The sequence below is a fragment of the Pseudonocardia sp. McavD-2-B genome (assembly GCF_024124365.1).
Classification (GTDB): Bacteria; Actinomycetota; Actinomycetes; order Mycobacteriales; family Pseudonocardiaceae; genus Pseudonocardia; species Pseudonocardia alni.
Window position 1 is genome coordinate 1 of sequence record NZ_JAMXSG010000305.1, and the last position, 6,445, is coordinate 6,445.

5 protein-coding genes and 2 pseudogenes are annotated in these 6,445 nt (G+C 72.4%); 3 read left to right on the plus strand and 4 right to left on the minus strand.

Annotation, left to right across the window (positions count from 1 at the left end; translation table 11 throughout):
• From NH602_RS26635 to NH602_RS26645, 3 genes and pseudogenes are all read right to left on the minus strand, one after another.
• Window positions 1-434 (minus strand): annotated as a pseudogene (locus tag NH602_RS26635) (hypothetical protein); the annotation flags it as partial.
• Window positions 435-546: 112 nt separating this feature from the next.
• Complete coding sequence (htpX, locus tag NH602_RS26640) at window positions 547-1,407, minus strand: zinc metalloprotease HtpX (protein ID WP_073576528.1); 861 nt, start codon at window positions 1,405-1,407, stop codon at window positions 547-549.
• Window positions 1,408-1,504: 97 nt separating this feature from the next.
• Complete coding sequence (locus NH602_RS26645) at window positions 1,505-2,008, minus strand: PaaI family thioesterase (protein ID WP_161152418.1); 504 nt, start codon at window positions 2,006-2,008, stop codon at window positions 1,505-1,507.
• A gap of 37 nt (window positions 2,009-2,045) precedes the next feature.
• On the opposite strand from NH602_RS26645, the gene NH602_RS26650 reads away from it, so the two are divergent.
• The 3 genes from NH602_RS26650 (at window position 2,046) to NH602_RS26660 (ending at window position 5,928) form a co-directional block, all read left to right on the plus strand.
• A complete protein-coding gene (locus NH602_RS26650; protein ID WP_073576530.1) occupies window positions 2,046-2,819 on the plus strand; it encodes an enoyl-CoA hydratase in 774 nt (257 codons plus the stop codon).
• Window positions 2,820-2,944: 125 nt separating this feature from the next.
• Window positions 2,945-4,876 (plus strand): 2-oxoacid:acceptor oxidoreductase subunit alpha, encoded by a 1,932-nt coding sequence (locus tag NH602_RS26655; RefSeq protein ID WP_100878761.1) that lies wholly within the window; start codon window positions 2,945-2,947, stop codon window positions 4,874-4,876.
• Complete coding sequence (locus tag NH602_RS26660; protein ID WP_253069215.1) at window positions 4,873-5,928, plus strand: 2-oxoacid:ferredoxin oxidoreductase subunit beta; 1,056 nt, start codon at window positions 4,873-4,875, stop codon at window positions 5,926-5,928. The genes NH602_RS26655 and NH602_RS26660 overlap by 4 nt, the downstream gene beginning before the upstream one ends.
• Before the next feature lie 77 nt (window positions 5,929-6,005).
• Here the strand turns inward: NH602_RS26660 and NH602_RS26665 are convergent.
• Window positions 6,006-6,445, minus strand: a pseudogene (locus NH602_RS26665) (hypothetical protein); the annotation flags it as partial.

Sequence of the window (6,445 nt, forward strand, 5' to 3'; positions counted from 1 at the left end):
GACGGGCCGCCGACCGGCCGCTGCCGACCGGGACCGGCCGCGTCGCGGGGACGCGGGACGACGGGCAGCGCGGTGGTGGGCGCGTCGTCGGAGGACCCGCCGTCGGGCATCGTGTCCGGCGCGGCCGCCCGAGGGGCACGGGGCTGCGGCTCCGCGTCCGGGGTGGGCGCGACCGGTGTGTCCGTGTCGGCGTCCGGGGCGGAGGGGGCCGGGACGTCCGCATCGGCGGTCGGCGCGACCGGTGCGTCGGCGTCCGAGGACGACCGGGCCGTCGGCAGCGCGACCTGCTCCCCCGGGCCGGCCCAGGTGACCACGTCGTCCCCCGGACACGCCGGTGACGGCACCTCGACCGGGCCGTCCTGGAGCGGCACCGACGGCGTCCCACCGGTGTCGGTGAGTGCGTGGCGGGGCTTCTGGGACGGGGTCTCGCTCATGGGTCCTCTTCCGCAGGGGGAGCTCTGCTCTGAGAGTTCCATCGCTCGCGGTACCCCGAACCGTTACGGAACAGCGACCCGGGGACACGCAACCACCCCCGGAACGGTCCGGTCAGCGGCGGGCCATCTGCTGGAGCCGCGCGATCCGGTCCTCGATCGGCGGATGGGTGGAGAACCACCTCGCCATCTTCTCCCCGGGCCGGAACGGGTTGGCGATCATCAGGTGCGACTGCGCGGTGAGCCGCGGGTCCGGGGGCAGCGGAGCGGCCGCGGTGCCGTACTTGAGCTTGTGCAGCGCCGAGGCCAGGCCCAGCGGGTCCCCGGTGAGCTCGGCACCCGACGCATCGGCCTGGTACTCCCGGGACCGGCTGACGGCCATCTGCACGACGCCGGCCGCGATCGGCCCCAGCATCGCGACCAGGATGATCGCGATCGGGTTCGGGCGGTCCTCGTCGCCGCCGCCGAAGATCGAGGCGAACATCGCGAAGTTCGCGAGGAACGACACCGCCGAGGCGAGCGCACCGGCGATCGAGGAGATCAGGATGTCGCGGTTGTAGACGTGGCTGAGCTCGTGGCCGATGACGGCGCGCAGCTCGCGCTCGTCGAGCAGGTGCAGCAGACCGGTGGTCACGCAGACCGCGGCGTGCCGCGGGTTGCGGCCCGTGGCGAACGCGTTCGGCGCGTCGGTCGGGCTGATGTGCAGCGACGGCATGGGCTGGCGGGCCCGCTGGCTCAGCTCGCGGACGATCCGGAACAGCTGCGGGTACTCGGCCTCGGTGATCGGCTGGGCGTGCATGGACCGCAGCGCCGTCTTCGCCGAGTTGAAGTAGGCCCACCCGTTCACCGCGAACGCGATGACGAGCGCGATGACCAGTCCGCCGCGCCCGCCCAGGACCCCGCCGATCGCGAGGATCAGGGCGCTCATCGCGCCGAGGAGGACGGCCGTCTTCAGACCGTTCATGTGGCTGTGCACGCCGGGGTCGCCTTTCCGTGCGGTCCTTCGGGGGTCATCCGGGTCAACGGACGAACCGGGCAGTGCGTTCCCGGGTGTGACCCGCCCCGACCGCGGCTCAGCGCGCGTGCCGCTCCCGGAAGCGGGTGCCCTCGGGGGCGTAGCGGCGGAAGTGGTCGAGCGTGACGCCGAGGAAGAGCGCCGTCGCCGACACCGCGACGGTGCCGTCCGGGGCGTCGAGCCTGCCCGTGCCGCGGACCCACAGCTTGCGCCCGTCGACCGACTCGATCACCGCGTCGAGGTGCAGCGTCGTGCCGAGCGGCACCGGCGCCCGGTAGCGGGTGGTCAGCTCCGCGGTCACGAAGTGGCCGTCGAGGTGGTGCTGGAGCGCGCCGAACAGCTCGTCCATCGCCGTGGCCAGTACGCCGCCGTGCGCCAGCCCGGGCGCGCCCTCGTGCGTGTCGGCGACGACGACCGCCCCCGTCACCCGGGCCCGCCCGTCGGAGTCGGGGCCGGGATCGGCGAAGCGCATCCGCAGCCCGCCGGGACCGTCACCGCAGGCGAAGCAGCCGGCGTGGTGGCGGGGCAGCTCGGCCCGCCCGGTCACCTGTGCACCCGTCACGTGCGGAAGGCTAACCCGGCGTGGAAGAGTCGGGCCCATGAACGACGGCGATGTCACGACAGAGGTCCGCACCGAGGTCACCGACGGTGTCGCGGTGCTCACCGTGTCCAACCCGGCACGACGCAACGCGCTGAACCTGGACCTCTCGCAGAAGCTCGTCGCCGCCGTCGAGGCCGCGAACGCCGACGACTCGGTCGGCGCGATCGTCGTCACCGGGCAGGCACCCGCCTTCTGCGCGGGCGGTGACCTCGCCGAGCTGCAGGAGGCCGACCCGGCGACGCTCAAGCGCGTCTACTCCGGATTCCTCGCCATCGCCTCGTCCCCGCTGCCGACCCTGGCCGCGGTCAACGGCGCCGCCGTCGGCGCCGGGATCAACCTGGCCCTGGCCTGCGACGTCCGGCTGGCCGGCCCGAGCGCGAGGTTCGACGTCCGCTTCATGCAGCTGGGCCTGCACCCCGGCGGCGGCTACACGTGGATGGCCCAGCGCGCTCTCGGCGCCCAGGGCACCGCGGCGATGACCCTGTTCGGCGACGTCCTCGACGCCCGCGAGGCCGAGCGCATCGGCCTGGCCTGGCGTGCCTACGACAGCGACGAGGACCTGATGGCCGGCGCCCGCGAGCTCGCGGGCCGGGCGGCCGCCGCACCGCGGGACCTGATCGTCACCACCAAGGCGACGATGCGGATCACCTCGCGGCTCGCCGCGCACGCCGACGCCACCGACGTCGAGGTCCGCGCGCAGGCCGAGACGGTGCACTCCGAGGCGTTCGCGGAACGTGTCGCCGCACTGCAGAAGAAGATCAGCAGGAAGTGACCGTCACCACGAACGTAACCCAGGTTATGTGACGTGGCTCCGGGTCTCCGGACAGGGGCCCGAACCGGGAGTTAACCTCGACGTATCGAGGCACATTTCGACGCCGAACTGGGGACCATCAGCCCATGACGACCAGCGACACCCCCGTCGAGGCACGCGACTCCGAGGTCGTCCAGCGCGACCGGGTGGTCATCCGGTTCGCCGGCGACTCCGGTGACGGCATGCAGCTGACCGGGGACCGCTTCACCTCCGAGACCGCGAACTTCGGCAACGACCTGTCGACACTGCCGAACTTCCCCGCGGAGATCCGGGCACCTGCCGGGACCCTGCCGGGCGTCTCGTCGTTCCAGCTGCACTTCGCGAACTACGACATCCTCACCCCCGGTGACCGCCCCGACGTGCTGGTGGCGATGAACCCGGCGGCACTGAAGGCCAATATCGGCGACCTGCCCCAGGGCGGGGTATTGATCGTCAACACCGACGAGTTCACGAAGCGGAACCTGACCAAGGTCGGCTACGCGGCGAACCCTCTGGAGGACGGCTCGCTGGAGCCCTACGCGGTACACGGGGTCGCGATGGCGACCCTGACCCGCGGCGCCCTGGAGGAGACCGGGCTGTCGAAGAAGGACGCCGAGCGGGCGAAGAACATGTTCGCCCTGGGTCTGCTGTCCTGGATGTACCACCGCCCCAGCGAGTCGACCGAGCGGTTCCTGCGGGAGAAGTTCGCGAAGAAGCCCGACATCGCCGAGGCCAACATCCTGGCGTTCCGTGCGGGGCACGCCTACGGGGAGACGACCGAGGCGTTCGCGGTGACCTACGAGGTCGCGCCGGCCCGCCTGGCGCCGGGGACCTACCGGCAGATCACCGGGAACGTCGCCCTGGCCTACGGGCTCATCGCCGCGGGGCGGACGACGAGCCTGCCGGTGTTCCTGGGGACCTACCCGATCACCCCGGCTTCGGACATCCTCCACGAGCTGTCCAAGCACAAGGCCTTCGGCGTGACCACGTTCCAGGCCGAGGACGAGATCTCCGGTGTCGGCGCCGCCCTCGGCGCAGCCTTCGGCGGGGCACTCGGCGTGACCACCACGTCGGGGCCGGGGATCGCGCTCAAGGCCGAGACCGTCGGCCTGGCCGTCGCCCTGGAACTGCCGCTGCTGGTCATCGACGTGCAGCGTGGTGGGCCCTCGACGGGGTTGCCGACCAAGACCGAGCAGGCCGACCTGCTCCAGGCGCTGCACGGGCGCAACGGGGAGGCGCCGCTGCCGGTGATCGCCCCCTGCACGCCGGGGGACTGCTTCATCGCCGCGGTCGAGGCCGCCGCGATCGCGGTCGAGTACCGCACCCCGGTCATGCTGCTCTCCGACGGGGCGCTGGCCAACGGCTCCGAGCCGTGGAAGATCCCCGACGTCGAGTCGTTGCCGACGGTGGACCCGGGGTTCGCGACCGAACCCAACGCCCCCGACGGGTCCGGCGAGTTCTGGCCGTATCTGCGTGACCCCGAGACCCTGGCCCGGCCGTGGGCGATCCCGGGCACCGCCGGGCTGGAGCACCGGGTCGGTGGGCTGGAGAAGGCCGACGGGCGCGGCTCGATCTCCTACGACCCCGACAACCACGACCGCATGGTCCGGCTGCGCCAGGCCAAGATCGACGGCATCGACGTCCCCGACCTCGTGGTCGACGACCCCGACGGCGACGCGGACTTCCTCGTCATCGGCTGGGGCTCGACCTACGGCCCGATCAACGCGGCGGCGCGGCGCGTGCGCAAGCTGGGCCACTCGGTCGCCACGGTGCACCTGCGCAACCTCAACCCGATGCCGGCCAACCTCGGCGAGATCCTGGGCGGCTACCGCACGGTGCTCTGCCCCGAGATGAACCTCGGTCAGCTCGCCATGCTGCTGCGCGCCGAGCACCTGGTCGACGTCAAGAGCTACACCAAGGTCGCCGGGCTCCCGTTCGGCGCCGAGGAGCTCCAGGACGTGTTCCTGGACTACCTCACCGGCAAGCACCCGGAGTCGGCGTCCGACATCGCCAACGAGACCACTGGAGCGCAGGCATGACCGCCACCGACCTGGGCCTGCCGTCCATCGGCGGCCTCGACGGCGTCCCGACCACGGACGCGAAGCAGACCGCGAAGGACTACACCTCCGACCAGGAGGTCCGCTGGTGCCCCGGCTGCGGCGACTACGCCGTCCTCGCCGCCGTCCGCCAGTTCCTCCCCACCCTGGGCCTCAAGCGCGAGAACACCGTGTTCGTGTCCGGCATCGGCTGTAGCTCGCGATTCCCGTACTACCTCAACACCTACGGGATGCACTCCATCCACGGCCGCGCCCCGACCATCGCGACCGGTCTCGCGACCAGCCGCGAGGACCTCAGCGTCTGGGTCGTGACCGGCGACGGCGACGCGCTCTCCATCGGTGGCAACCACCTGATCCACGCGCTGCGCCGCAACGTCAACATCAAGATCCTGCTGTTCAACAACCGGATCTACGGGCTGACCAAGGGCCAGTACTCCCCGACCTCCGAGGTCGGGAAGGTCACCAAGTCCACCCCGATGGGATCACTGGACCACCCGTTCAACCCGATCTCGCTGGCCCTCGGGGCCGAGGCGAGCTTCGTCGGACGGGCCCTGGACTCCGACCGCAAGAGCCTCACCGCCGTGCTCCAGGCCGCCGCCGAGCACCGCGGCTCCGCCCTGGTCGAGATCTTCCAGGACTGCCCCATCTTCAACGACGGCAGCTTCGACGTGCTCCGCAAGGGCGACACCGACAACCGGCTCATCCCCGTCGTCCACGGTGAGCCGATCGTCTTCGGCGCCGAGGGCTCGCACGCCGTGGTGCAGGACGGGTTCAAGCTCAGGGTCGTCGAGACCGCCTCGGTGGACGCCGCACAGATCGTCGTGCACGACGCCGCCGACCACGAGCTGGCCTTCGCCCTGTCCCGGCTCTCGGACCAGGACCTCACCCACACCGTCACCGGGGTCTTCCGCAACACCGACCGCACCACCTACGACGACGCCGCCCGCGCCCAAGTGCAGGCGGCCCGCGACGCCAAGCCCGACGCGGACCTGCAGGCCCTGCTCAACGGCCGCGACACCTGGACCATCGTCTAGGTCCCGGCCCGCGCCACACCGCGGCCCCGGTACTCCGAGGAGTACCGGGGCCGTCGTGTGTCCGGAGGCGCTGGGGCTCAGCGGGCCCCGGGGCGTTCGTGCCAGGCGATGAACCCGGCCGCCCGCGCCGCGCCCTCCGCGGTGAAGTACAGGTCCGCGCGGGTGCGGACGTAGTACGGCGACTCGGGCGGGTGGAACCTCCGCGAACCGCTGTGCACCTTCACCCGGTGCGTCTCGGGCGGGTCGCCACCGTCGGTGGGGGCGAGCACCGAGTCCGGGTACGGCCCCGGACGCACCCCCGGGGGCAGCGGCGCGGACGCCGCGGACGGGCCGATGATCATGGAATCGAGCGCCGCCAGCGCCGAGCCACCGGCGTCCTGTCGCGGCCGCGACGGGATCGACAGCGGTGCGGGCGGGCCGTCGTCGGCCGGCGCGGGGCCCGGCTCGGGCAGCGGGGCCGGTTCGACGTCGTCGCGCAGGGCGTGGCGGCCGGCCGGCTCGTCGTCCTCGGCCGGCC

What these genes read in the sequence shown, in the direction of transcription:
- NH602_RS26660 (WP_253069215.1), top strand. Translation starts at nt 4,873, where the DNA reads ATGACCGCCACCGACCTGGGCCTGCCGTCCATCGGCGGCCTCGACGGC.
- NH602_RS26655 (WP_100878761.1), top strand. Translation starts at nt 2,945, where the DNA reads ATGACGACCAGCGACACCCCCGTCGAGGCACGCGACTCCGAGGTCGTC.
- NH602_RS26650 (WP_073576530.1), top strand. Translation starts at nt 2,046, where the DNA reads ATGAACGACGGCGATGTCACGACAGAGGTCCGCACCGAGGTCACCGAC.